This window comes from Deltaproteobacteria bacterium, from assembly GCA_005879795.1.
In the GTDB taxonomy this organism is placed as follows: Bacteria; Desulfobacterota; Binatia; order DP-6; family DP-6; genus DP-6.
This window is the reverse complement of sequence record VBKJ01000142.1, coordinates 1-22880: the sequence shown is the minus strand read 5'-3', so window position 1 is coordinate 22880 and position 22880 is coordinate 1. Positions and strand designations below refer to the sequence as shown.

Here is a 22880-nt window from a genome sequence, read left to right as displayed (position 1 = left end):
GCCAGGGTCAACGCGACTCAGCTTCCGCCGAGCGGGCGCTCCTCGACCGAACGCGTGTCGGCGGTGGTGCTCGTCCCGGCCGGCGTGCCGCTGAAGGCGATCGGCTCCTGGCCCTGCAGCATGCCCGGCGTCACGACGTAGGTGCCGCCCATGGTCGTCACCCACACCGTCTCCGCCGTCTGCAGGTCACCAGCCGTCAGCGCGAACGCGAGCCCGCCGGTCAGGCCGCCGAGCGTCGCGTAACACAGCTTCGCCGGCATGTAGACGACGTTGCTGAGCACGGTGAGCGAGCCCCAGCCGGCGTCTTCGAGGTAGCCGGCCTCAGCCGGCTGTGCGGTGGCGAGCGCGGTGAGCACCGCAAGCGCCCCGAGCGAACCCCTCCACCCCTTCATGACCCTCCTCCTTCGGACCGCGTGGTCCGTTGCCGTCCTCTCCTACCTGATCACGCGGCCCGATGCCACTCGGCTGGACCACGCCGTTCCCATCGCCGACGCCACGGCCTCCTAGCGCTCGACGGCCACTGGCTCGCGCGGCGTGTACGCGAGCTGGGCCACGACCGCGACCAGCTTCGCCGGGTCGACGGGCTTGCCGAGATGCGCCTGGAAGCCGGCGGCAAGGGCGCGAGCGCACTCCGTCGTGCCGGCATACGCGCTCAACGCGGCGGCGGGCAGGCGGGCACCGTGTGGCCGCCCCCGCGCCCGGCCGAGGAGCGCGTAGCCGTCCATACCCGGCATCGCGATGTCGCTGAGCAGCACGTCGGGCGCCTCCAGCTCCAGGCTCTCGACCGCCTCCGCGGCGGATCCGACCGCGCGCACGCTCGCCCCGGACTGCTCGAGGACCGCCACGACAGCCTCGCGGGCACTCGGGTCGTCGTCCACGAGCAGCACCCGCACGCCCCGCAGGACGAAGCTCGGGTGGAACTCCCCGCCGCAGAGCGCCGGCTGCTGTGCGACCTCAGGCGCCGCCTCCGAGGCTGGGGCGAGCGGCAGCTTGACGGTGAAGGTCGCTCCCTGGCCCTTGCCCTGGCTCTCGACCTCGATCGTGCCGTGGTGCACCTCGACGAGATCGCGGACGATCGCGAGCCCGAGACCCAGGCCGCCATGCGCCCGCGTGGATGTGCTGTCGCCCTGCCGGAAGGGCTCGAACACGTGCGGCAGGAAGTCGGGGGCGATCCCCTCGCCCTCGTCCTGGACGGAGAGGATGGCCTGCTCCTCGGCGCGCGCCAGCCGCAGGACGACACGGCCGCCCCGGGCGGAGAACTTGATCGCGTTCGAGAGGAGGTTCCACACGATCTGCTGGAGACGGGCCGGATCGCCCCGGACCTGCCCCCCGCCGAGCTCGAAGGCCTGCTCCAGCCGGACCTCCTTCGCCTCGGCCTCGGTGCGCACCGCATCGAGCGCCGTCTCGGCGACGGTCGCGGGATCGACCACCCGCATGTCGATGGCGAGCTTCCCCGCGGTGATGCGAGACACGTCCAGGAGGTCCTCGATGAGTCGCGCCTGCGTCATCGCGCTCCGCTCGATCGCCTCGAGCGCGCGTGCGGTCCGCTCCGCGTCGAGATTGCCGCTGCGGAGCAGGCTCGCCCACATGCGAATCGCGCCGAGCGGCGAGCGCAGCTCGTGCGACAGCGTCGCCATGAACTGGTCCTTCAGCCGGTTGGCCTCGCGCAGCTCGCGCGTGCGCTCCTCGACGATCTTCTCGAGCGCCTCGGCGTGCTGCTCGAGGAGCACGCGCCGCTCCTCGCGCTCGCGGCGCCCCTGACGCGCCTCGATGGCACGGGTCAGCGAGGCGATGAAGTAGTCCCGGTCGATCGGCTTCTGGATGAAATCGTAGGCCCCGCCGCGCAGGGCGAGCGTCGCCAGGTCGTCGTGACCGTGCCCGGTGATGAGCACCGTCGGGGTGTCCGGCCGGAGCTTCCCGATCTCCGCCAGCAGGGCGACGCCGTCCATACCGGGCATCTTGATGTCGGCGACGACCACATCGTAGTCGCTGGCGCTCAGGCGGCTCAGCGCGGCCGCCGCCGAGTCGCACTTGTCCACGTCCACGTCCTTCAACCGCAGCCGCACGGTGTCGGGAAGGGCCTTCAGCAACGCCGAGTCGTCGTCGACGATCAGTACGCGTTTCATGGTCACCCCGCCGGCTCGGCCGACTGCGTGGGCAGGGGCAGGCGCACCAGGAAGGTGGCGCCGTCGCCGGCGCTCGCACCCCTGACGACCGAGATCGTGCCCCCGTGGTCCTTGACGATGCCGTAGGCGATGGAGAGACCGAGCCCGGTGCCGGCTCCCACGTCCTTGGTGGTGAAGAACGGGTCGAAGATGCGCTCCTCCAGCCCCGCCGGGATGCCCGGGCCGGTGTCGTGGACGAGCAGGTCGACCGTGCCCTCGCCGACCGTCGACTCGACGTGAATGAGCTTCCGTGGAGCGTTCGCCACGGCGTCCCGGGCGTTGGTCAGGAGGTTGACGAGCACCTGCTCGAGCTGGATCGCGTTGCCGAGGACGACCGGATCTTCCGGGCAGAGGTCCAGGCGCACCTCGATCTGGCGCAGGCGGAGGTGCTCGTAGAGGAGAGAGAAGGAGCGTCGGACCACCCCGTTGATCAGTATGGGCTCGCGGCTGGCCGGCGCCACCCGCCCGAAGGTGCGGAGGTGCGAGATGATCGCCGTGGCCCTTCGCACCTCCTGCATGGCATTGCGCAGCTCATCCAGGAGGCGCTCCTGGTCGGCCGTTCGGAGCTCGATGTGGTCGATCGCATTTCCCACGAACAGGCCGACGTTGTTGAGGGGGTTGTTCAGCTCGTGGGCGATCCCGGTCGCGAGCTCGCCGACCGTGGCGAGCTTGCCCGCCTGCACGAGCTGCTCCTGCTTGGCGCGCAGCTCCTGCTCGCGGCGCTGGACCTCCTCGGTGGTCTCGCGCAGGTCGCCCATGATGTGGATCATGGCCTTGCGCCCATCCTCCAGCCGCTCATTGGACTGATGCACGTCCTGGAGGATGTGCAGCAGGGCGCGGCGCGAGTTGTCCAGCCGCTCGGCCTGCCGGATGACCCGGCGGCGATCCTGCTCGTAGTCGCCCAGGATGTGCAGCATGGCCTCGCGCTGCTGGCCGAGCCGCTGGTTCAGGTGGTTCATGTCGGCCATGATGTGGAGCAGCGCCCAACGGCGCTCCTCGCCCCGGCGGACGCGCTGCTCGAGCCCCCTCAGGTACTCGAGCAGGCGCGGCTCGCTCTCGAGGAGGCGCTCGATGCTCGTTGCCGGCGGAGGTTCCTGATCGGCCACGTTCGCGGACCCGGACACGGTCACGTCTGACTCTTCTCCGCCTTCATCCGTTCGAGCTGGTGGCGGAGCGATTCCACCTCCCTCTCCAGGGCGATCATCTTGAGCTCGCGGCCCACGACCACCTCCTCGAATTTCTCGAGGTCGAGGATCTTCTGCTGCAGCTCCGCCTGCGACGCCCGCAGGTCGCGCACGACGCGCTCGTAGGCCCGCATGTCGCGCAGGATGCCGATGACGCCGATCACCTTGCCACCGGCGTCCCGCAACCCCGAGGCGTTGAGCGTCGTCGGGATGACCTCTCCCGAGGCGCTGCGAGGGTTCAGGCGCGCGTTGCGGGTCGCGCCGCGCGCCACCACCTCCCGCAGCACGGCCGTGAACTCGCGCGTCTCCTCCGGGCCGATGAACCGGGACAGCGACTGCTCGAGCAGCTCGTCCGGCCGGAAGCCGAGGAGCTGCGAGACGGCTTCGTTGGCCTGCAGGATCTTGCCCTCCAGGTCGGAGACGAAGACCGGGTCCGGGGCGTTCTCGATGAGGCTCTCCGCGTACGCCCGAGCCTTGTCGAGCTCGCGCATGTCGCGCAGGATGCCGATCGTCCCGATCACCCTGCCCTCGACGTCGCGCAGCGCGGACGCGTTCAGGCTGGTCGGAATGACCTCGCCCGAGGCCGAGCGCGGGTGGAGCATCGCGTTGCGGGTGACGCCGCGCTCCACCACCTCGCGCAGCGCGGCCGTGAACTCGCGCGTCTCCTCCGGGCTGATGAAGCGCGCGAGCGACTGCTCGAGCAGCTCGTCCTCCCGGAAGCCGAGGAGCTCGGAGACGGCGTCGTTGGCCTGGAGGATCTTGCCCTCCAGGTCGGAGACGAAGACCGGGTCCGGGGCGTTCTTGATCAGGCTCTCGGCGTAGCGCCGCGCCTCGTCGACCTCACGCATGTCGCGCAGGATGCCGATCGCCCCGATCACCCTGCCCTCCGGACCGCGCAGGGCGGAGGCGTTCAGGCTAGTGGGAATGACCTCCCCGCTGGCGCTGCGGGAATTGAGCCGCGCGTTGCGCGTGACGCCGCGTTCCACCACCTCGCGGAGCGCAGCCGTGAACTCCCGCGACTCCTCCGGGCTGATGAAGCGCGAGAGCGACTGCTCGAGCAGCTCGTCCTGGCGGAAGCCGAGGAGCTCCGAGATCGCCTCGTTGGCCTGCAGGATGCGGCCCTCGAGGTCGGAGACGAACACGGGGTCGGGAGCGTTCGCGATGATGATGTTGGCGTCGAGCGCCCCGCGCGACCCGGCGTCGCCCTTCTTCGGCGCGCCCTGGGTGTTGGCCGGAGGCGTCCGCGCCGTGTCGCTGCCGTCCCGCCCGGGACTCAATGCACGTCGCGCGCGGAGCGATCCGCGCGGCTGACCCCTCCTGAGTTCCGGCATGCAAGCCCCGTCAGGGGTTAACTCCACTCACCATCATGTCACCGCGCCGCGGATCCCGCACTCACCTGTTTACGGGAAAAACCGCCTCCTGCATGCGGCAGCGATCGCCTCATTGCCGCTTCCGCCGCCCCGGATCCGGTCAGACGAACAACCCGGCCCCCGGCACTTCGCTCGTTCCGACGTGGGTATTGACGGAAACGATCCCCGGACTATCCGCTCGCTCATGGCCGTGCTTCTCGCTCCCGACGCGCGGGCAGATGCCCCGGGGCCCGCCCCGGGACCCGTACCCCTGGGAAACCGGTCAATGTCATCCCGAGGGCGGCGTGCCATCGGGGGCTCAAAAAAGGGAGGGAATGACGGTGCGTAAGCTCATGATGTTGGTACCCCTCACGGTCGCCGGACTCGTGCTCATCGCGGCTCATCCGGCGGCGGCGCAGTCCGGGGCCGCGTGCCAGCTCGCTGGCACGGCGAACATCACGCCCGGTCTCAGCAACACGGATCAGAGCTTCAGCTTCACGTTCGGCGGCACGCTGAGCGGCTGCCAGTCGAACGACCCCAGCGCTCCGGCGCAGGGAACCGTCAGCGTCGGTCAGACGATCGTCGTCAACGGGCTCACGGCACAGGAGCCACCGGCCACCGGCAGCGGCTCGTGCGCGAGCAGCAACGGCGCGGGCGTCGCCATCACCGCCTGGAACGACGGCACGACCACGGTCCTCAGCTTCACCACGCAGGCGGTCACCGGCGCGGTGAACCTCCAGGGCAACGTCGTGGCCAGCGTGACCCTGCCGGTGGTGAACCCCCAGCCGGGCCAGCCGAGCACGGTGACCGTCACCACGACGCGCTACGCGGGGGATCAGGCCCAGGGCGCGGTCACGTTCCAGGCCGACCCCACACAGTGCGCGGGCTCGGGCGTGACCTCGGCGGCGGTGAGCGGGGCGGTGGGCGTGGGCAGGGCGCAGTGACGAGGGCGGGGGACGGGGGAGACAGCGCCCCCGTCCCCCGCTCGAGTCTCTAGGGCTTGACGACCGGCTTGCCCGCGGCCTTCCAGCCCTTCAGGCCATCCACCATGACGCTGACGTCCACGTAGCCGGCTCGGACCGCCCGACGGGCAGCCTCGTGCGAGGCCCTTCAATGCGAGTCGGCGCAGTAGAACACGAGCGGCGCATCCTTGCGGGACGGCAGCTCCTTGTCGACGTCGTACGCCTTGTGGCTCGAGAGGAGGGTCGCGCCCGGGATGGCCCCCTCCTTCGCCCGGAAGTCGGAGCCATTCGCATCCAGCACCGTGACCGCTCGTTCGCTCGTGCCGAGCATGGCGACGAGATCGTCGATGTGGATCAGCCTAAAACCATCGTCGCCACCAGGCCCGCAGCCGACGACGGCCGAGAGAAGGAACACGACGGCGGGAAGACGCCGGAGCGTTCTCACGCCCGACCTCTACCGACAGGGCGACGAGCGCTCAAGCGTGGCGTCACGCGCTCCCCGCCCGCCCTACTCCGTGCGCACGACCCCTTCCTCGGGGAGCAGGCCGAGGAGGTGGGCGAGCGCCCGCTCGACGTAGGCCTCGTCCTTCGACTCGAGCGTCAGCTTGACCGCGAACTCCGGGTCGCCGATCTTCGGGTACGAGCCGAGCAGCAGCTCGGGGAACGCCGCCAGGGTCGCGTTCAGGTGCTCGGCGATCGCCCCTTCGCCCTCGCGCGTGTAGACGACGCGCAGGAAGTAGGGCGAGACGGCGAAGCGTTCGCGCAGGGCCTGGAACTTCTGCTCCAGGATCTCCGGGATGCCGGGCAGGATGTAGATGTTCTCGCACTTGATGGTCGGAAAGCCGAGCCGGCCGTCGACGATCAGCTCGGCGCCCTCCGGGACCTCCGACATCTTGAGCCGCGCCTCGTTCACCTTGTCGCGGAAGTACTCGCGGATCTTGTCCGCGATGGCGGGGTGACGGATGACCTTTCGATTGAGCCCGCGCGCCACGCCCTCCATGGTGACGTCGTCGTGGGTGGGACCGACGCCCCCCGAGGTGAAGACCAGGTCGTAGTCGCGGTGGAACTGGGCTACGGCGGTCGCGATCTCGTCGAGCTCGTCCGGGATGGTGAGAATGCGGCGGACGGAGACCCCGAGCGCGCGGAGCTCACGCGTCAGAAACGGGGAGTTGGTGTCGACGACCTTGCCCGAGAGGATCTCGTTGCCGATGACGAGGATGCCCGCGGTGCGGTCCACGGCGAGCCTCTTACACCGAGATCGCGTCCTTGCGGAAGTCGCTGGTGCCGATGCGGACGTTGACGAGCGCCGGCTTGCCGGCGCCGAGCGCCCGCTCGAGCGCGGGGCGGATCTGCTCCGGCCGCTCGACCCACTCGCCATGCCCGCCGAGCGCCTCGATCATGAGATCGTAGCGACTGGGGGCGAGCCGGCACGCGGGCGTGCGGTCGGGGCCGTACATCTGCACCTGGCCGCGCAGGATCTGGGTCCACGCCGCGTCGTTGCCGATCACGCCCACGATGTTGATCTTCTGCCGGATGCAGGCCTCGAACTCCATCATGTTGAGGCCGAAGGCGCCGTCGCCGTACATGATGATGACGTCGCTCCTGGGCGAGGCGAGCTTGGCCGCCATGGCGTAGCCGGGGCCGGCGCCGAGCGTGCCGAGCGGCCCCGCGTCGAGCCAGTGGCCGAAGCCGCGCGGACGGAGGACGTTGGCGGCCGAGCCGACGAAGTCTCCGCCGTCGCCGATCACGATGGTGGCGGGCGTGAGCAGCCGGTCCACCTCGGCGCACAGGCGGAGCGGGTTGACGGGCGTCTCGTCCGCGGTGAGCTGCGGGGCGAGCGCCTCCCACTTCTTCCTCTCGAGCGCGCGCAGCTCGCCGAGCCAGCCGCGCGACAGCTCGGGCGTCCAGCGCGCGGCGCGGGCGCAGGCGGTGAGCGCCTCCATCACCAGGCCCGTGTCGCCGATGATGCCGACGTCGCAGCCGCGGTTCTTGCCCAGCTCGCGCCCGTCCAGGTCGACGTGGATCAGCCTGGCCGCCTCGTTGATGTGCGAGCTGCGGCCGTAGCCCAGGCGGAAGTCGAGGGGCGTACCGAAGATGAGGACCACGTCGGCGCGCTTGAGGGCGTCCTTGCGCGTGTGCAGGAACCAGTGCGGGTCCTCGGGGTCGAGGGAGCCGCGCGCCTGGCCGTTCACGTAGATCGGCATGGCGAAGGTGCGCACGAACTCGGGGTACGCCTCGCGCCGGCGCGACCAGAAGAGCTGGCTCCCGACCAGGCAGACCGGGCGCTGCGCCCCGCGGAGCAGCTCGAAGGCGCGCTCCACGTAGCGCGGATCGGGGGCGATGCCCGCCTCGGTGCGCGACTGCTCCGGCACCACGACTTCGCTGTCCTCGACGTTGTCGAAGAGCAGGTCGAGCGGCATCTCGAGGAAGACGGGGCCGGGCACGTTGGTCGTCGCGACCCGGAAGGCGGAGGCGACGTACTCACCCAGGCGACGGGCGTGCGGCACGGAGACGGCCCACTTGGTGATCGGCTTCATCAGGTCGACGTGCGCCATGTCCTGGAGCCCGCCCATGTCCTGGAAGAAGCGCGGTGCCTGGCCGCCGATCACCAGCATCGGGATGTTGGCGCGCCAGGCAGTGGCGACGCCGGTCACGGCGTCGGTCAGCCCCGGGCCGGCGGTGACGATCGCCACCCCCGGCCGTCCGGTGACGCGCGCCCAGCCGTCGGCGGCGTGCGCCGCCGACTGCTCGTGGCGCACGTCGATGACGCCGATGCCCTCGTCGAGGCAGCCGTCGTAGATCGACATGACGTGCCCGCCGCAGAGCGTGAACACGTAGGGCACGCCTTCCCGCTTGAGCGCGCGCGCCACGACGCGACCACCGTGGATCTGCATGGGCTCCCTGCGCGGCTCCTAGGAGTCTGTCCGGGTAACCATGGCCAGCCGCCTAGGCGCCGAACGCGATGTCCCGGATGTCCGGTATCTGCTGGCGCATGTACTCGGCGAGCCGCTTCTTCACCCGCGCCTCGATCTGCCGCACCCGCTCGCGCGTGATCCCGAACTCGTCGCCCACCTCCTGCAGCGTCACGGGCTCCTCGTCACGCATGAGAGGCGCGAGCCGCCGCTCGTAGATCACCAGGTCCTTCCCCTTGAGGGTCTTCTGGAACTCGTTCGCCGTCCGGCGGACCAGCCGATGGTACTCCTCGTCGGCGACGGCGTCGGCAGTCTGCTCGCGGCTGGGCAGAAAATCAAGGAGTGTTGCGTCCTCTTCCTCGCCGAGGGGCGCATCGACCGAGACGTCGCGCGCCGCGAGCCGCTGCTCCATCTCGACCACTTCCCTCTCGCGCACGTCGAGGCGCTCGGCGATGAGTTTGGGGGTGGCGCTGAAGCCCTCGCGCTCGAGTCGCTCGCGCTCCTTGGCGAGGTTGAAGAAGAGCTTGCGCTGCGCCTGCGTGGTGCCGACCTTCACCAGGCGCCAGTTGTTCATGATGTAGCGGATAATGTAGGCGCGGATCCACCACACCGCGTAGGACGGGAAGCGGATGCCGCGGTAGGGGTCGAAGTTCTTGACCGCCTCGAGCAGACCGACGTTCCCCTCCTGGACCAGATCGAGGAGGTTGTGGAAGGCGCGCTGGTACTCGCGCGCGATCATCACGACGAGGCGGAGGTTGGCAGTGACGAGGCGCCACGCGGCCTGGCGGTCCTCGTGCTCGTGCCAGCGCACGGCGAGCTCGTGCTCCTCCTCGCGCGAGAGGACGGGGATGCGGCGGATCTCGGCCAGGTAGCGCTGGAGCGCGTCGGTGGGGACGAGCGCGCCCGCCGGGCGCGACTCGACGGCGCGCTCCGCCTCTGGGGCGCGCTCCGCGGGCGGCGGGACCGTCACCTCGGGATGGATGTCGGCGTCGCGTGCCATGACGCTCCGAGCGGACCGCCTCCTAGACCGCAAGATGCGCCCGCGGGTTGCCGCCGTACGCCTCCTCGAGCGCCTCGACCGCATCCTTCAGGCGATCGGCCGCTCCGTCGGTGGGCACCTGCACCATGAGGCGCACGTAGAGGTCGCCCGGCGCGCCGCCCTTCGGATCGCGGACGCCGCGCCCGGAGAGGCGAAGGCGCTGCCCGCTCTGGCTTCCCCTGGGCACCTTGAGTCGCACCTTGCCGTCCGGCGTGGGCACGGCGATGGTGGCTCCGCGGATCGCCTCGCCGACCGTGATCGGCACCTCGATGGTGAGGTCCTTGCCGTCGCGCTGGAGGAACGGGTGCGGCCGGACCCTGACCACGAAGTAGAGGTCGCCCGCCGCAGCGCCGCCGCGCCCCACCCCGCCCTTGCCCCGGACGCGCACGCGCGCGCCGTCGCTCACCCCGGCCGGAATCCTGACCGTGAGCTGCTCGCGCTGCTCCACCGTGCCGGTGCCGCCGCAGCGCGTGCAGGCGCGCATCCGCTGCCGGCCGCTGCCGCCGCACTGCGGGCACGGCGCGGGCCGGCGCACGCTGACCGCCGTCTTCGTGCCGCGGAGGGCATCGAGGAAGTCCACCTCGATCGGGTGCTCGACGTCCGCGCCGCGCACCGTACGCGGCGTGGCGCGCGCGCCGGCGCCGGCGCCGAACAGCTCCTCGATGACGTCCGCGAAGCCACGCTCCTCCTCCGCCTCGCGCCGGCGCCGCCGCCCCTCGAAGCCACTGAAGCCGAAGCCCTCGAACGGGCTCCCGCCCCGGAACGAGAAGCCGTGCCCGCTCTCGGCCCAGCGCCGGTACTCGCGCGCGCGCGCCGGATCGAAGCCGGCCTGCAGGCCCTCCAGGCCGAACTCGTCGTAGAGCTTGCGCTTGCTCGGGTCGGTGAGGACATCGTGCGCGACCGAGATCTCCTTGAAGCGCTCCTCGGCCTGCTTGTCGCCGGGGTTCAGGTCGGGGTGGTGCTTGCGGGCGAGCCGGCGGTACGCCTTCTTTATCTCCTCCGCGCTGGCGTTCCGCTCGACGCCGAGGACCGCGTAGAGATCCCGCTCCTTCTCCTTCGCCATCGCCCCCGCATCAGCCGCCGTACTTGAGGCGGACCTTGTCGGCGGCGATCTCGCGCAGCGCGGACACGATCTCCTTGTTGTCCGACTCGACCAGCGGGCGTGCGCCCTTGAGCAGCTGCTTCGCCCGCCGGGCGGCGAGCAGGACGAGCTCGAAGCGGTTGGGAACGCGCTGCAGGCAATCCTCGACTGTGATGCGTGCCATACGGTGACGGAACCTCCTCCCGCAATTAGTAACGGAAATCCGCCAGCAAGGGAATCGCTTGACTTGCCACGGGGCGGTCGCTACGAGCCTCCCGCACATGGGGCTCCTGTCGCGCCTCTTCGGGAACCAAGGCGGCGTCCGCGACCTGCTCGCGGACCTGACCGAGGATTACCGCGCCGAGGCCGCGCAGGCGGCCCTGCTCCGCGCGCACGCGGAGCGCGCGCGCTATCCGCAGGCCGCGAGCGCGCTCGGCGCGCTCGCCGAGACCGAGGAGCGCCACGCGGAGTGGCTGCGGATGCGGCTCCTCGCCCTCGGCGGCCAGCCGCCGCCGGCGCCGCGGGCGACGGCCGGCGGCAACAACCAGTGGGAGCGAGCGGTCGCCGCGCTGCACGCCGCGCAGGCGAAGCGCCGCCGCCTGGTCGAGCAGACCGCGCACTGGGATCCGGAGGAGCCGGAGGTGGTGGCCCTCCTGCGTCAGATCGAGCAGGAGGACCAGAGCCAGCTGCCGGTCTACGAGGCGCTCATCATGCGCAGCGACCCGCAGTCGATCGACTGAGCTCGCGCTGTCGCTGGGAGTCCGTCCGAGTAATCATGGTGAGCGAGGCGAACGAGCCGGGGAGCGAGAGCGGCAAGCGCAGCGACGACCGACGAGGTGCGGCGCGCGGGACGCGCGCCGGGAGTTGGCCGCCGCAGGAGGGAGGAGCGAGCACGCCGCTCGCAGCCCCCGGATCGTTCGCCGCAGCCGCCATGATTACTCGGACGGCCTCCTAGCTAGCGCGTCATTTCGACGAAGAGCGACGCCGAGCCGCGCTGCACGCGCAGGAGCGCGCGCCCCGGGCTCGCGGCGAGCGCGCGGCCGAGGTCCGCGGGCGAGCGCATGGGACGGCGGTTCGCCTCCACGATGACGTCGTCCGGCTCGAGCCCGGCCTCATCGGCCGGGCTGCCGTCCTCGACGTCGACCACGCGGACGCCCGAGCCGGGCTCGAGGCCGAGGCGGCGCGCGTCGCGCGGCCCGAGCGTCTCGACTCTCAGGCCCCACGCCTCGGCGCCGCCCGGGCTCGGCTCCGCGCGACCCTCGCCCGGCGGCTGGGGCGGCATCTTCGCCACCGTGACGTCGACCGTGCGCTGCCGGCCGTCGCGCACGAGCGTCACCGCGACGCGCGCGCCGGGAGCCGTCCCGGCCACCAGCAGCGGCAGCTCGCGCGAGTGGCGGATGGCGTGCTCGCCCCAGCGCTCGATCACGTCGCCCCGCGCGATGCCGGCCTTCGCCGCCGGGCCGCCGGCGGTCACGTCGGCGACCAGGGCGCCCTCGGCGGCGGCGAGGCCGAGGGAGCGAGCGAGGTCGGGCGTCACGGACTGGATCGCGACCCCGATCCAGCCGCGCACCACGACCCCGTGCGCCCGCAACTGGTCGATCACCCAGCGCGCCAGATTGATCGGCACGGCGAAGCCGATGCCGACGTTGCCGCCCGCGGGGCTCACGATGGCGGCGTTGATGCCGATCACGCGCCCCTGCTGGTCGATCAGCGGGCCACCCGAGTTCCCCGGGTTGATCGAGGCGTCGGTCTGGATGAAGTCGTCGTAAGGCCCTTCACCGAGGAAGCGCCCCTTGGCGCTCACGATGCCGGCCGTCGCCGTCTGCGTGAGACCGAAGGGGTTGCCGATCGCCAGCACCCAGTCGCCCACCTTGACCGCGTCGGAGTCGCCCAACGGGAGCGTCGGCAGGGGCCGCGGCGCCTTCACGCGCAAAAGCGCGACGTCCGTCTTGCTGTCGCTGCCCACCACCCTGGCTTCGAGCTCCTCCTCGTTCGCCATGCGTACGCGGATCTTCGCCGCCCCCTGCACCACGTGGTTGTTGGTGACGATCTCGCCGTCCGGCGAGATGATGAAGCCCGAGCCGAGGCTCCGCTGCACCCGCGGCCCCTCGCCGAAGAAGCGGTGGAGGAAGTCCTGCATCGTCTCCTGCTCGCCCCCCTCCTCGGTGCGTCCGACCGTCGCGATGTTCACCACCCCGGGCTCGGCCCGGTCGAGCACGTCCGCGAACGACGACAGCGGCTCGCGCGCGGCGGCCCGGTGCGGGAGACTCGGAGCGAGCACCAGGGCGAGGCAGACGGTGGACCGGAGGGTGCGCCGGGGAGGCACGGGAGCCCATCTAGCCTCGACGGGCCTCGCCCGCCAGCCCCGCGGGACGGCGGGAGCGCCCTCGCTGCGAGCCAGAGGAAGACCTTCACGAGCGCAACGATCGCGCGGCCCGGCCGCAGCACGCTCGCCACGGCAGGGAGCACCGCGGCGAGCGAGATGAAGGAGGCGTCGACCACCGCCGGATCCGGGGCTTCGTGCGCGATACCGGCGCCAGGCTGCGAGCTTTGGTGCGCTCGATGACGACGACACCAGAGCTTCAAGGAGCTGACCCGAGATGCGCTCCCGTCGCCCGCTGCCGATCGCCGGCGTCCGAGGCCGGCGCAGCTCCTCGGGGCCACCACTACCGCGGCGCTGGTTTCGGCGGCCAGATGCGGCGCTCAGGGTCGGAGGGGCTCATGAGGCCGACGAGGTTGCCGTCGGGGTCTTCGACAATCGCGTAGCGCGCCCCCCAGAAGGCGTCGTACGGGCGTTGCTGGCCGCGGTAGCCGGCGGCCGTCAGCTCTTGATACAGCCGGTCGACCTCCGCGCGCGAGGCGACGCCAAAGCCAATCACGACGGACGGTGCGCCGGGCGCGTCCGCGGTCGAGCTGTTCCAGACCTCCGCGAAGTTGCGGCTATCGAGGTCGAAGTCGAGCGCGCCGGCGTTCGTGGCGGTGCGATGATCCGGTCCGCTGTCTTCGATCTCCATACCGAGTCGCCGATAGAAGGCCGCGGACGCCTCCATGTCGCGCCCGACGAGGTTGAGCTGGTTCAGAGCATGACATCTCGCCGAGGCGCCCCATCGCGGCGCGGACGCGCCCCACCGCGCCCGTCGTCGACGTCACCAAATATTCATACACCGTCCGGCCTCCGCTTCTGCTACGATCCGGGTCACGGCTTTCCGGAGCCTGCGGCGCATTTCCTTGGGGCCTCTGTGCGATGAGGGCGTCGAAGCCGCCCGTCGGCCGCGTACGTGATATTTGGCTCGTACGTGCATTTGACAGCACGAACATGGAGACGCTCGAGAGGCTGGGGGCTGGCGCTGCTACCGCTGCTCGGGGGACTCGCGGGGATGGCGGCTGCGAAGATGGGGCCACCGGAGAACAGGATAGTCTTCGACATGGTGCGCTCGACGACGGTCAACAATGCGGGGTGCCTGCCGGACGCGCGCGGGCTGGTCACCGTCACCTCGATCGGTCCAGTTGAGATCATGCGGGTGCGGGTGCAGGGGCTGCCGCCCAATACGGAATTCGACTTCTTCGTGATCCAGGTCCCCAATGCCCCCTTTGGCCTATCCTGGTACCAGGGCGACATCCAGACCGATGACGAGGGGAGCGCGAGCCAGCGCTTCATCGGTCGCTTCAACACCGAGACGTTCATCGTGGCGCCAGGCGTCGCTCCCGCACCTGTCGTGCACGACCAGCAGCCGTTCCCTGACGCCGACGAGAACCCCGCGACGGCTCCGGTCCACACCTTCCACCTCGGGCTCTGGTTCAACTCGCCGGCAGACGCGGAGGCGGCGGAGTGCCCGAATACGGTGACGCCCTTCAATGGGGATCACACCGCCGGCATCCAGGCTCTGAGCACCCGGAACTTCCCAGATGACGACGGGCCCCTGCGGCAGTTGGTTCCCTGAGTCGCCGGGGCACCCGGTCTGACGAGCTCAGGCCGCGGCGGGGCCGGCGCGGTGCGCCTCGGCGTACCGCGCCCCCGTTGCGCGCCACGCGCTCATCGGCCGGGATCCACGACACGCTCGCGGGCGCCGCCTCGCTGATCGCCGCCGTCCGCTCCGCCGCGGCGAGCGCCGCCAGAGCGTCGCGGCTCTCAAACGTCGGACAACGCGCGCTCAGACGTTCCGCCCCTCCAGCGTCACCCTCCGCGTAGCAGAGCGGAGGTCTTGAAACGAACTCAAGACCGGCCCGTCCGTCTTCCGGGCGCTGCGGGGGCCTCGTCGACGCCGATAGAGCCAGTCCGCCGCCAGCCCACGCTCAACAACCACGTCCGCGGTCGCGCAACCGGCGCTGGCTCCCGCGACGGCTCGACGCCCTCCCTCCATCCCCCGAACCACGCGCCCGAGGAACACGGATCGATTCCCCGGCCGATCACCCCGTGCTTGCGCCCGTTCAGCAACACGTAGACGAGGCCGTGGCGCACCTCCCGAGGGGTCCGCAGCGCCCGGCCGTGGTAACGCTCCGCCCACACGCGGCCCCTCCGCCCGAGTCGGCGGTTGATCGCCTTCGCCAGGCGGATGCCGAGCCCCTGCACCCCCGTCCGAGCGCCCGCGTCCCCTCGGCCTCGACGAGGAGGTGCACGTGGTTCGCCTGGACCGAGTAGTGCACGACGCGAAAGGTCACGGCGGAGGCGGCCGCGAGGCCGCGGCGCAGCCCCGGGAAGAGGCGCGCGCGGCGTAGCGAGGGTAGGCCGCGCACGGCCCGCAGCGTCACGTGGACCGGCTGGCTGCCGTGGTGGAGGGGCCGTCGCCGATGGGGCACACCGGCCCTCGGTCCAGCCGGTTTGCGCCCCGCACCCGGCCGGCGACCGCCCCAGGTCCGGAACGGGAGCACGCCCTGACGAGGCCGATACGACATCTTGATTGGGCAGATATTATAGAAAGCCAGCATAGTTGTCAAGCCCCCCCTCGTGGGTGCTAGTCGAAGCCAACCCGTGGCCCATCTCAAAACCGACCACCCCCGGATGAGTCGGAGCTGGGGCTCATCGCGGTGCCACCCGCTGGGTCCACTACCGCGCACCTCAGGCTTCGCCCGCGCGGTGCTGATCCCCTCCGGTTCGACAAGTTCCGCTTCGACAACCAACCGACGCAGTTCCTTCAGGAAGCCGTGCGTTTCACGGTGGTGGTCGCGGTGGTGGAGGCGCTGGTGACTGTGGTCGCCTTTGTTCTCGCAAGCCGATAGTTCGCCTTCTCGGGGCGCGCCCAAGCTGTGAAAACCGACCATCGGCGCGGCGGAACCGCCTCACCGCGAAACTAGCACCAGCCCCCCGGTGCTGGTCGCTTGGGGGGCAAGCGCGACCACGACCAGCACCGCTTCCACCACCGCCACACGCAAGCCTGACAACACTCAGGACAGCAGCCTCCTCCCCTGGCGCCGCCGCGCGGCCGCGCGGGCGCTACGACCGCGCGAGCCAGATGAACACCTCGCGGTTACCTTTGGGGCCGGACAGCACGGACTCCGCCTCTCCCCGCACCGCGAGGCCGAGCTGCTCCGCCGCCGTGCGCACGCCGGCGACCGCCTCGGCGCGCTGCGCGGGGTCGCGCACCACGCCGCCCTTCCCCACCCGGCCGCGCCCCACCTCGAACTGCGGCTTCACGAGCGCGACGATGGTACCGCGCGGGGCGAGGACGCCCGCGACGGCGGGCAGGACGGTAGCGAGCGAGATGAAGGAGACATCGACGACCGCTAAATCGGGGGCCTCGGGGAGCATGGCCGGCGTCAGGTGGCGCGCGTTGGTGCGCTCGATCACCACGACGCGCGGGTCGTGCCGGAGCTTCCACGCGAGCTGCCCGTAGCCGACGTCGAGCGCGATCACCCGCCGCGCGCCGCGCTGGAGGAGGCAGTCCGTGAACCCTCCAGTCGAGGCGCCCACGTCGAACGCTACCAGGTCACGCACCTCGAGACCGAAAGCGTCGAGGGCGCCGGCGAGCTTCTCGCCGCCGCGGCTCACGTAGGGCGAGTCGGCGGTGCGGAGGCGCACCTCGGCATCGGCGGGGACCTCCGCGCCCGGCTTGGTGATCGGGCGGTCGCCCACGAGCACGTCGCCCGTCATGACGAGGCGCCGGGCGCGCTCGCGGCTCGCGGCGAGCCCGCGCTCGACGAGGAGGCGGTCGATGCGAACGCGCACCACCCGCGGCTACGAGGCCCGGGCGACCACGTACGCCGCGAGCGCGCGGAGGGCCTCGGCCGCCCGGCCGAGCCCGCGGAGCGCGGCCAGCGCCGCATCGCGCTCGCGCGCCGCCGCCGCGCGGGCGCCCGCCAGCCCGAGCACGCCCGGGTACGTCGCCTTGCCGAGCTCGTGGTCGGTGCGCCCGTCCGCCTCGGGGTCGCCGGAGGCGTCGAGGATGTCGTCGGCGATCTGGAAGGCGAGCCCCAGATGCTCGCCGTACGCCGTCAGCCGCCGGAGCGTGCGCGCGTCGGCGCCGGCGACCAGCGCGCCCACGCGCACCGCGCTGCGGAGAAGCGCGCCCGTCTTCCGGCGGTGGATGTCCTGCACACGGCGGAGGCTCGCGCGGCTTCCCTCGGCGGCCAGGTCGAGCGCCTGCCCGCCCACCATGCCGGCCTCGCCCGCCGCCGCCGCCACCTCGGCGACTGCGCCGAGGGCGCGCGCCGGGGGCACGCCGCGCGCGCCGGCCATCACCCGGAACGCCTCGGTCAGGAGCGCATCGCCCACCAGGATCGCGAGCCCCTCGCCCCACACCTTGTGGCTGGTCGGCTGGCCGCGGCGGAGGTCGTCGTCGTCCATCGCGGGCAGGTCGTCGTGCACGAGCGAGTAGGTGTGGATCATCTCGAGCGCGCAGGCGAAGGGCAGGACGCGGCGCGCCGGCGCGCCGCAGACCTCGCCCGCGGCGAGGGCGAGGATCGGGCGGATGCGCTTCCCGCCGGCCAGGAGGCTGTAGCGCACCGCCTGGCGGAGGCGGGCACGGGCGGGCGGGAAGCGCGCCGCGAGCGCGCGCTCGACCAGGCGCCCGCGCGCCGCCAGGTAGCGCTCGAGATCCACGCCTCCTACTCCTCGTCGGTCTCGAGCGGGCGGAGCACGAGCTTCCCGGCCTCGGACTTGAGCAGCACCTCGACCCGCTGCTCGACCTCGGCCAGGCGCTGCGCGAGCGAGCGCACGAGCGCGATGCCGCGCTCGAAGGCGGCGAGCGACTCCTCGAGCGGCAGCTCGCCCTTCTCCAGGCGCTGGACCAGCCCTTCCAGCTCGGCCAGGGCGTCCTCGAAGCGCGGCGTGGCGGGCAGCTCGGCCATCACGGCTTCTCGTCGGGCTCGGAGGCCTCGATGCGCGCGCGGGCCCGGCCGCGCGCGAACACCACGGCGACGGTGTCGCCCGCGCCGAGCGTGCCCGCGTCGCGTACCACGGGGCCGCTCGAGTCGCCCCGGCGCACGATGGCGTAGCCGCGCTCGAGGCAGGCGAGCGGCGAGAGGGCGTCGAGCCGTCCGGCCGCCTGCTCCACCGTCGCGCGCGCGCGCCCGAGCCGCACGCCGAGTGCGAAGCGGAGGCGCTCGCCCGCCGCGGCCAGGCGCTCGCGCGCGCGCGGCAGGCCCGGCGCCGGACCGCTACGCGCGAGGCGGGCCGCGAGCGTCGTCACCTCGCGCCGCTCCCAGGCGAGCCGGCGGAGGAGTCCCCGGCGCGCGCGCGCAGCGAGGTCATCGATGCGCTGGCTCAGGTCGCGGACCCGGCGCGCCGGGTCGCCGAGGGCGCGCTCGAGGCCGCCGACGCGCTCGCGGGCGGCGGCCACGCGGCGCGCGAGGGCGCGGCGGAGCCCCGCCTCGGCCCGCGCGAGGCCCGCGGCCACCTCCTCGCGGTCGGGGACGACGAGCGCGGCCGCGGCCGTCGGTGTGGGGGCGCGCGCGTCGGCCACGAAGTCGGCGATCGTGAAGTCGACCTCGTGGCCCACGGCCGAGACGACCGGGATCGCCGACGCCGCAATCGCCCTCGCCGTTATCTCCTCGTTGAATGCCCACAGGTCCTCGAGCGAGCCGCCGCCCCGCCCGACGATGAGGACGTCGAGGCCGCCCAGCCGGTTCAGGTCCGCGATCCCCTCCGCCACCTCGCGTCCCGCCCCTGCGCCCTGTACGCGCACCGGCCGCACGATGATGCCGCACGCGGGCCAGCGCTGGCGCAGCACCGTCCGCATGTCGTGGATCACCGCACCGCCGAGCGCAGTCACGACGCCGACCGCGCGCGGGAAGCGCGGCAGGGGGCGCTTGCGCGCGGCGGCGAACAGGCCCTCGGCGCCGAGGCGGGCCTTCAGCTGTTCGAAGGCGAGCTGGAGCGCGCCCAGGCCGCGCGGCTCCATGGTGTCGACGTAGAGCTGGAGGGCGCCGCGCGCCGGGTAGAGGCTCACGCGCCCGTAGACCAGCACCTCCATGCCGTCCGCGGGCCGGAAGGCGAGCGCCTGTGCGGCGCTCCGGAAGAGGACCGCGTCCAGCTGGCTCTCCTCGTCCTTGAGCGTGAAGTAGACGTGCCCCGAGGGCGCACGGCGGAGGTTCGAGATCTCGCCCGCCACCCAGACGCTGCCCACCCCGCCCTCGAGCGCCGCGCGCACGAGGGCGGCGAGCTGGGTGACGGTCAGGATGCGCGGCGCGGGTTCGGCACGGAGCATCGCCCGCGCCTACATATCACCCTTCGCGGCGCGCGACGAAGGTCTTGAAGACCTGCCAGCTCTTGAGCAGCTCGAGCGAGTGGTCGAGCTGCGGGTCGGAGCCGAGCTCGCCCTCCTTGACGTTGGCCGGCACGCCCTCGGGCGGGGCCTGCCCGGCGGGGCCCGGCTCGCGGTCCTTGCCTTCCTTCTCCTTGCCCTTCGCGCCGCCCAGGTGACGGGGCAGGTTCGCCTCGCGCAGCAGGGGGCCGTTGCCCTTGTCGCCCTTGGCGAGGAGCGGGGTCTGGTCCATGATGATGTCGGGCACGATGCCGGTCGCCTGGATCGAGCGGCCGCTCGGCGTGAAGTAGCGCGCGGTCGTGAGACGCAGCGCCGAGGTGTCGTCGAGGGGTAGGATGGTCTGCACCGAGCCCTTGCCGAAGGTCTGCGTGCCGAGGACGAGGGCGCGCTTGTGGTCCTGGAGCGCGCCCGCGACGATCTCCGAGGCGCTGGCGCTCCCGCCGTTCACCAGCACGACCATCGGGAAGTCGGCCCACGTGCCGGGCTTGTGCGCGAAGTACTTCTGTTTCTGGTTCTCGAGCCGGCCGTCGGTGTAGACGATGAGGCCCGAGTCGAGGAAGAGGTCGGCCACCTTGACCGCCTGCGTCAGGAGGCCGCCTGGATCGTTGCGCAGGTCGAGGACCACGCCCTGGAGCCCGCCCGCCTCCTTGTCGAGGTTCTTGAGGGCCCGCTCGAGGTCGTCGTCGGTGCGCTCCTGGAACTGCGTCACGCGCACGTAGCCGTAGCCCTTGTCGAGCATCTTCGACTTGACGCTCTGGATCTTGATGATCTCCCGCGTGAGCGTCACGTCGAAGAGCTCGGGCACGTTCTCGCGCTTCAGGGTGAGGGTCACCTTGGTGTCCTTCGGGCCGCGCATCTTCTTGACCGCGTCCACCAGCGACATGTCCTTGGTGAACTCGCCCTCGATCTTCAGGATCTGATCGCCGGCCTTCACCCCGGCGCGGTAGGCGGGCGTGTCCTCGATGGGCGAGACGACGGTGAGCACGCCGTTGCGGTTCGTGATCTCGATGCCGAGGCCGCCGAAGCTGCCCTTGGTGTCGACCTGGAGCTCCCGGTAGAGGTCGGGCGTGAGGTAGGCGCTGTGGGGGTCGAGGGCGGCGAGCATCCCGTTGATGGCGCCCTCGATCAGCTGCTTGGTCTGGACCTCGTCGACGTAGTTCTTCTGGATGATGGAGAGGATGTTGGTGAAGGTCTCGAGCCCCTCGTAGGACTCCTTGGGCACGGCGTCGACCTTCTGGACCCCTCGTCCGCCCGAGAAGAGCACTGCCAGGAGCACGGCCAGGCCGATCGCCCCGACCCACGTCTTCCGTCGCTTGCCGGTCATCCGCTGCACCTCGTGGGCGCCATGGTACGTGCCCGGGCGCCGAGAGAAAAACGAGAACTACGTCTAGCCGTCTGCCGAGCGCGGAGCAAGCCATTTTGCGCCGCGCCTTGCAAACCTCAGCGGCGCCCGCTACGGGAGGCTCCGGGGAGGTGAGGCGATGCGGGTGGAGACGCAGCTCTCGGCGTTCCTCGAGAACCGCGCGGGCGTGCTGGCGGAGATGGCTGCCGACCTGGCGCGCCAGGGGATAAGCATCCGCGCGCTCACCGTCGCGAACCTGGTCGACCACGCCGTCGTCCGCCTGGTGGTGAGCGAGCCGCAGAAGGCGCTCCACCTGCTCGGCGACCGCGGCGTGCTGGTGGTGAGCTCCCAGCTCGTCGCCCTCGACATGCCCGACGAGGCCGGCGCGCTCGCGGGGGTCGCCAAGCGCCTCGGCCGCGCGGGTGTCAACATCGAGTACGCCTACGGCAGCGCGCCCGTGGGCGGCGGGCGGGCCGTGATCTACGTGCGCGTCTCCGACCTCAAGAAGGCGCGCGCGGCGCTGGCGCCCCGCGGCCGTCCCCGGCGGCGATGAGCGCCTGGAGCGCGGCGATCTCGCCCGGCGCGGCCCAGTCGCGCGGGCCGATCACGTGCTCGACGACGTAGCCGTTGCGGTCGATCACGAAGGTCTCGGGGTAGCCCGACACGCCGTAGCGGTCGCCCACCTGGTGCTCCGGGTCGAGCAACACGGGGAAGGAGAGGTGCATGCGCTCGACGAACGGCACGACCACCCGCTTCCCGTCCTCGTCCTGGCTCACGGCGAGGAGGGCGAAGTCCGCGTCGCGGAGCGCGGCATGGAGCCGCTCGAGCGACGGCATCTCCTCGACGCAGGGCGCGCACCAGGTGGCCCACAGGTTGAGGACCACGACCTTGCCGCGCAGGCCCGAGAGACGGACCGTGCGGCCGGCGAGATCGGGGACCGCGAAGTCCGGCGCGAGCGCCGGGCCGCGCCGCGCGAGCGCGAGCAGGCCGCCGGCGAGCGCGAGCCCGAGCGCACCCGTGACGAGCAGGATCCTCAGGCCACGGCCGTTCGCCACGCCCGCCTCGAGAGGAGCCACCAGCCGCCGAGCGCGACCAGCGCGAGACTCACGAGCTGCGCCTCGGTGAGCCCGAAGAGGAGGCGCGGGTTCACGCGAACGAACTCGACCAGGAAGCGCGCCACGCCCGAGAGCACGAGGTAGAGCGCGAGGAGCGCGCCGGCGGGTACGGACTCGCGCCGGAGGCGCCAGAGGAGCGCGAAGATCGCCACGTAGGCGGCGGCCTCGTAGAGCGGCGTCGGGTGCACGCGCACGCCGGGCGGCTTGTCCCACCCGACCACGGCGTACGGATACGCCATCCCCCAGGGCAGCGTCGTCTCCGTCCCCCAGTCACCGTCGCCCGCCGCCTGGCAGCCGAGCCGTCCGATCGCCTGCCCGAGCGCGATCGCCGGTGCGGACGCGTCCGCGCCGGCGAGCCACGGGATGTGCTCGCGCCGGAAGAACACCGTCACCGCGATCGCGCCGCCGAGAAGCCCGCCGTAGAAGACGAAGCCGCCGCCGGTGACGAGGAAGGTCCACGGTGCGCGCAGGAACTCGGGCCAGGCGTCGAGCACGATCCAGAGGCGCGCGACCGCGAGCCCGCCGACGGCCGCCCACACCACCGCCGACGACGCGAGCGCGGGGTCGTACCCCCTGCGCTCGAACTCCCGCCCCGCCGCCCAGCCGGCGGCGAGAAACGCGAGGGCCAGGAAGATCCCGAAGAGATGGATCGGAACGGGCCCGATATGCAGGATATCCGGGATCATCGGCGAGCGCAGCGATGATAGCGGAGGGGTCCACCGCAACCAAGTCGTGCGGCCCGCGTTGACGGCCCCCGTGCCGTGCGAACGGGAGCCAGTCGAGCTGATCTCGTGCCCTTTCTGCGCCTGGCGCTACGCCGGCCTCGCGGGGGGCCGCCGGCACCACGAGGTGTTCGCCGAGCACTTGGCCGGGGTCCACGTCGACCTGCCACCCGAGGAGCGCCAACGACGGACCCGCGAGCACGGGCAACGCGGCTTGCTGGTCACGCCGCTCGTGCCGCTGGCCTCGAAGTAGGCAGGGCAATCGTGCTCTGCCCGGTCACTGCGTCTGAGTTGCGCTCGGTGACACCCC

The 22880-nt window shown here is 71.9% G+C and carries 24 protein-coding genes and 1 pseudogene; 5 read left to right on the top strand and 20 right to left on the bottom strand.

Features of this window, described 5'->3' with window-relative positions; translation table 11 throughout:
- Positions 1–17 precede the first annotated feature (17 nt).
- The 4 genes from E6J59_11025 to E6J59_11010 form a co-directional block, all read right to left on the bottom strand.
- Positions 18–392, bottom strand: coding sequence for a hypothetical protein (locus tag E6J59_11025; GenBank protein ID TMB19721.1), 375 nt, complete (start codon positions 390–392; stop codon positions 18–20).
- Positions 393–503: 111 nt separating this feature from the next.
- Complete coding sequence (locus tag E6J59_11020) at positions 504–2126, bottom strand: response regulator (protein TMB19720.1); 1623 nt, start codon at positions 2124–2126, stop codon at positions 504–506.
- Positions 2127–2128: 2 nt separating this feature from the next.
- On the bottom strand, positions 2129–3133 hold the full coding sequence (locus tag E6J59_11015) for a two-component sensor histidine kinase (protein TMB19733.1): 1005 nt from the start codon (positions 3131–3133) through the stop codon (positions 2129–2131).
- Positions 3134–3291: 158 nt separating this feature from the next.
- Positions 3292–4680: a PAS domain-containing protein gene (locus tag E6J59_11010; protein TMB19719.1), complete on the bottom strand. Its 1389-nt coding sequence runs from the start codon at positions 4678–4680 to the stop codon at positions 3292–3294.
- Positions 4681–5033: 353 nt separating this feature from the next.
- Here E6J59_11010 and E6J59_11005 point away from each other — a divergent pair, with 353 nt between their 5' ends.
- A complete protein-coding gene (locus tag E6J59_11005; GenBank protein TMB19718.1) occupies positions 5034–5642 on the top strand; it encodes a hypothetical protein in 609 nt (202 codons plus the stop codon).
- Positions 5643–5808: 166 nt separating this feature from the next.
- On the opposite strand, the gene E6J59_11000 is transcribed toward E6J59_11005, so the two are convergent.
- The 6 genes from E6J59_11000 to E6J59_10975 form a co-directional block, all read right to left on the bottom strand.
- The gene (locus tag E6J59_11000; protein ID TMB19717.1) at positions 5809–6105 is read right to left on the bottom strand and encodes a hypothetical protein; all 297 of its coding nucleotides are present in this window, start codon (positions 6103–6105) and stop codon (positions 5809–5811) included.
- A 63-nt stretch (positions 6106–6168) separates the two neighbouring features.
- Entirely contained in the window at positions 6169–6897 is a 729-nt protein-coding gene (locus E6J59_10995; protein ID TMB19716.1) for a competence/damage-inducible protein A, read from the bottom strand.
- Positions 6898–6907: 10 nt separating this feature from the next.
- Positions 6908–8554, bottom strand: a complete 1647-nt coding sequence (locus tag E6J59_10990; protein ID TMB19715.1) for an acetolactate synthase — start codon at positions 8552–8554, stop codon at positions 6908–6910.
- Between the two features lie 52 nt (positions 8555–8606).
- On the bottom strand, positions 8607–9656 hold the full coding sequence (locus E6J59_10985; protein TMB19714.1) for a sigma-70 family RNA polymerase sigma factor: 1050 nt from the start codon (positions 9654–9656) through the stop codon (positions 8607–8609).
- A complete protein-coding gene (locus tag E6J59_10980) occupies positions 9595–10674 on the bottom strand; it encodes a hypothetical protein (protein TMB19713.1) in 1080 nt (359 codons plus the stop codon). Before E6J59_10980 ends, E6J59_10985 begins: the two co-directional genes overlap by 62 nt.
- Positions 10675–10684: 10 nt before the next feature.
- A complete protein-coding gene (locus E6J59_10975) occupies positions 10685–10876 on the bottom strand; it encodes a DNA-directed RNA polymerase subunit omega (protein ID TMB19712.1) in 192 nt (63 codons plus the stop codon).
- Positions 10877–10973: 97 nt separating this feature from the next.
- Here E6J59_10975 and E6J59_10970 point away from each other — a divergent pair, with 97 nt between their 5' ends.
- A complete protein-coding gene (locus E6J59_10970) occupies positions 10974–11432 on the top strand; it encodes a hypothetical protein (protein TMB19711.1) in 459 nt (152 codons plus the stop codon).
- Positions 11433–11647: 215 nt separating this feature from the next.
- Here E6J59_10970 and E6J59_10965 read toward each other — a convergent pair whose 3' ends face one another.
- Positions 11648–13018 carry a DegQ family serine endoprotease gene (locus E6J59_10965; GenBank protein TMB19710.1) on the bottom strand — a complete coding sequence of 457 codons (1371 nt, stop codon included), beginning with the start codon at positions 13016–13018 and terminating at the stop codon, positions 11648–11650.
- A gap of 340 nt (positions 13019–13358) precedes the next feature.
- The gene (locus tag E6J59_10960; protein TMB19709.1) at positions 13359–13742 is read right to left on the bottom strand and encodes a glyoxalase; all 384 of its coding nucleotides are present in this window, start codon (positions 13740–13742) and stop codon (positions 13359–13361) included.
- A 327-nt stretch (positions 13743–14069) separates the two neighbouring features.
- Between E6J59_10960 and E6J59_10955 the strand changes: the two genes are divergently transcribed.
- Positions 14070–14633 (top strand): hypothetical protein, encoded by a 564-nt coding sequence (locus E6J59_10955; protein ID TMB19708.1) that lies wholly within the window; start codon positions 14070–14072, stop codon positions 14631–14633.
- A gap of 272 nt (positions 14634–14905) precedes the next feature.
- Here E6J59_10955 and E6J59_10950 read toward each other — a convergent pair.
- The 6 genes and pseudogenes from E6J59_10950 to E6J59_10925 form a co-directional block, all read right to left on the bottom strand.
- Positions 14906–15585: pseudogene (locus tag E6J59_10950) on the bottom strand (hypothetical protein).
- A 538-nt stretch (positions 15586–16123) separates the two neighbouring features.
- A complete protein-coding gene (locus tag E6J59_10945) occupies positions 16124–16858 on the bottom strand; it encodes a TlyA family RNA methyltransferase (GenBank protein ID TMB19707.1) in 735 nt (244 codons plus the stop codon).
- Between the two features lie 6 nt (positions 16859–16864).
- Complete coding sequence (locus E6J59_10940; protein TMB19706.1) at positions 16865–17728, bottom strand: polyprenyl synthetase family protein; 864 nt, start codon at positions 17726–17728, stop codon at positions 16865–16867.
- Positions 17729–17733: 5 nt separating this feature from the next.
- Complete coding sequence (locus E6J59_10935; protein ID TMB19705.1) at positions 17734–17976, bottom strand: exodeoxyribonuclease VII small subunit; 243 nt, start codon at positions 17974–17976, stop codon at positions 17734–17736.
- On the bottom strand, positions 17976–19334 hold the full coding sequence (locus E6J59_10930; GenBank protein ID TMB19704.1) for an exodeoxyribonuclease VII large subunit: 1359 nt from the start codon (positions 19332–19334) through the stop codon (positions 17976–17978). Before E6J59_10930 ends, E6J59_10935 begins: the two co-directional genes overlap by 1 nt.
- 16 nt (positions 19335–19350) lie before the next feature.
- On the bottom strand, positions 19351–20715 hold the full coding sequence (locus E6J59_10925) for a S41 family peptidase (GenBank protein ID TMB19703.1): 1365 nt from the start codon (positions 20713–20715) through the stop codon (positions 19351–19353).
- A 157-nt stretch (positions 20716–20872) separates the two neighbouring features.
- Here E6J59_10925 and E6J59_10920 point away from each other — a divergent pair, with 157 nt between their 5' ends.
- Positions 20873–21286, top strand: coding sequence for an amino acid-binding protein (locus tag E6J59_10920; GenBank protein ID TMB19702.1), 414 nt, complete (start codon positions 20873–20875; stop codon positions 21284–21286).
- Here E6J59_10920 and E6J59_10915 read toward each other — a convergent pair.
- Positions 21234–22061 carry a TlpA family protein disulfide reductase gene (locus E6J59_10915; protein ID TMB19701.1) on the bottom strand — a complete coding sequence of 276 codons (828 nt, stop codon included), beginning with the start codon at positions 22059–22061 and terminating at the stop codon, positions 21234–21236. The genes E6J59_10920 and E6J59_10915 overlap by 53 nt on opposite strands.
- Positions 21767–22534: a prolipoprotein diacylglyceryl transferase gene (locus E6J59_10910; protein ID TMB19700.1), complete on the bottom strand. Its 768-nt coding sequence runs from the start codon at positions 22532–22534 to the stop codon at positions 21767–21769. The genes E6J59_10915 and E6J59_10910 overlap by 295 nt, the downstream gene beginning before the upstream one ends.
- 70 nt (positions 22535–22604) lie before the next feature.
- On the opposite strand from E6J59_10910, the gene E6J59_10905 reads away from it, so the two are divergent.
- Entirely contained in the window at positions 22605–22823 is a 219-nt protein-coding gene (locus E6J59_10905) for a hypothetical protein (protein TMB19699.1), read from the top strand.
- The last annotated feature ends 57 nt before the right edge of the window (positions 22824–22880 follow it).